A 1,870-nucleotide genomic window follows, 5' to 3' on the forward strand; every position below is an offset into this window, starting at 1 on the left:
TGCTCCTGTTGTTTGAGAACTCAATAGTGTGCCAAGTTTGTTGATACCAATTATTTATTGGTTGAAAGTGCCGTGGCGTGCCGCCCCTGTGGTGTGTCGCGGTTTTATCAGCCTGGTTTGAATTTAGTGCAGTGTCTTCGGTCGTTTTCCCGGCCGTTGGTGCTGTGTCTGTTTGAAACATTAACGGAGAGTTTGATCCTGGCTCAGGACGAACGCTGGCGGCGTGCTTAACACATGCAAGTCGAACGATGATCCGGTGCTTGCACCGGGGATTAGTGGCGAACGGGTGAGTAACACGTGAGTAACCTGCCCTTGACTCTGGGATAAGCCTGGGAAACCGGGTCTAATACCGGATATGACCTGTCACCGCATGGTGGCGGGTGGAAAGATTTTTCGGTCATGGATGGACTCGCGGCCTATCAGCTTGTTGGTGGGGTAATGGCCTACCAAGGCGACGACGGGTAGCCGGCCTGAGAGGGTGACCGGCCACACTGGGACTGAGACACGGCCCAGACTCCTACGGGAGGCAGCAGTGGGGAATATTGCACAATGGGCGAAAGCCTGATGCAGCGACGCCGCGTGAGGGATGAATGCCTTCGGGTTGTAAACCTCTTTCAGCAGGGAAGAAGCGAAAGTGACGGTACCTGCAGAAGAAGCGCCGGCTAACTACGTGCCAGCAGCCGCGGTAATACGTAGGGCGCAAGCGTTGTCCGGAATTATTGGGCGTAAAGAGCTCGTAGGCGGTTTGTCGCGTCTGCTGTGAAAGCCCGGGGCTCAACCCCGGGTCTGCAGTGGGTACGGGCAGACTAGAGTGCAGTAGGGGAGACTGGAATTCCTGGTGTAGCGGTGAAATGCGCAGATATCAGGAGGAACACCGATGGCGAAGGCAGGTCTCTGGGCTGTAACTGACGCTGAGGAGCGAAAGCATGGGGAGCGAACAGGATTAGATACCCTGGTAGTCCATGCCGTAAACGTTGGGCACTAGGTGTGGGGGACATTCCACGTTTTCCGCGCCGTAGCTAACGCATTAAGTGCCCCGCCTGGGGAGTACGGCCGCAAGGCTAAAACTCAAAGGAATTGACGGGGGCCCGCACAAGCGGCGGAGCATGCGGATTAATTCGATGCAACGCGAAGAACCTTACCAAGGCTTGACATGGGCCGGATCGGGCTGGAAACAGTCCTTCCCTTCGGGGCCGGTTCACAGGTGGTGCATGGTTGTCGTCAGCTCGTGTCGTGAGATGTTGGGTTAAGTCCCGCAACGAGCGCAACCCTCGTTCCATGTTGCCAGCGCGTAATGGCGGGGACTCATGGGAGACTGCCGGGGTCAACTCGGAGGAAGGTGGGGACGACGTCAAATCATCATGCCCCTTATGTCTTGGGCTTCACGCATGCTACAATGGCCGGTACAATGGGTTGCGATACTGTGAGGTGGAGCTAATCCCAAAAAGCCGGTCTCAGTTCGGATTGGGGTCTGCAACTCGACCCCATGAAGTCGGAGTCGCTAGTAATCGCAGATCAGCAACGCTGCGGTGAATACGTTCCCGGGCCTTGTACACACCGCCCGTCAAGTCACGAAAGTTGGTAACACCCGAAGCCGGTGGCCTAACCCCTTGTGGGAGGGAGCCGTCGAAGGTGGGACCGGCGATTGGGACTAAGTCGTAACAAGGTAGCCGTACCGGAAGGTGCGGCTGGATCACCTCCTTTCTAAGGAGCTTCCTCGAACCTGTCCTGGCCCGTCATAGTGCGGGTTGGGTGGTTTGCAGGGCAAGCCCGTTGCGGACGCGTCTGTTGTCCGGCGGGTGCTCATGGGTGGAATATCAACGGATTCGGTGTCTTTCGCGGTTGGCCGCATGCCAGTACGGTGCCCTTT

1 protein-coding gene and 1 rRNA gene are annotated in these 1,870 nt (G+C 57.1%); one reads left to right on the plus strand and one right to left on the minus strand.

Features of this window, described 5'->3' with window-relative positions; translation table 11 throughout:
• Positions 1 to 181, minus strand: a 181-nt coding sequence (locus AC5RV2_RS17550) for a hypothetical protein (RefSeq protein ID WP_494002654.1), incomplete at its 3' end; no start/stop codon positions are given.
• Here AC5RV2_RS17550 and AC5RV2_RS17555 point away from each other — a divergent pair.
• Positions 181 to 1,704: ribosomal RNA gene (locus AC5RV2_RS17555) — 16S ribosomal RNA — on the plus strand. The genes AC5RV2_RS17550 and AC5RV2_RS17555 overlap by 1 nt on opposite strands.
• The last annotated feature ends 166 nt before the right edge of the window (positions 1,705 to 1,870 follow it).

It is taken from the genome of Arthrobacter sp. Y3225116 (assembly GCF_059091245.1).